The 463-nt window shown below is 60.3% G+C and carries 1 protein-coding gene; it reads right to left on the bottom strand.

All coding sequences use genetic code 11. The features are described 5' to 3' along the window. The coding region (locus tag AC1D0P_RS29195) for an amidase family protein (protein WP_477679929.1) at window positions 1–463 on the bottom strand (463 nt) is incomplete at both ends.

The raw sequence follows: 463 nt of genomic DNA, 5'->3' as shown, positions 1-463 counted from the left end.
CTGTTCGATGACATGGGCGGTACGAAACAGCATTTCCTCGTCGAAAGGCTTGCCGATCAGTTGCAGGCCAAGCGGCAGCCCCTTCTGGTCGAGCCCGGCGGGAACGGCAATGCCCGGCAGGCCGGCCATGTTGACCGTCACCGTGAATACGTCGTTGAGGTACATCTTCACCGGATCATTGGCCATGTCCTGGTCGGCGATGCCGAAGGCCGATGACGGCGTGGCGGGCGTCAGAATCGCATCGACACCGGCATTGAAGGCGAGTTCGAAGTCGCGCTTGATCAGGTTGCGAACTTTCTGGGCGCGGATGTAATAGGCGTCATAGTACCCTGCCGAGAGCACATAGGTGCCGATCATGATGCGGCGCTTGACCTCCTGGCCGAAGCCGGCGGCGCGCGATTTCTCATACATGTCGTTGATATCCTTGCCCTCGACGCGCAGTCCGTAACGGACGCCGTCATAG

It is taken from the genome of Polaromonas sp. P1_G2 (assembly GCF_056405515.1).
The sequence above is the reverse complement of the archived record's forward strand: the minus strand, read 5'-3'. Positions and strand labels throughout refer to the sequence as shown.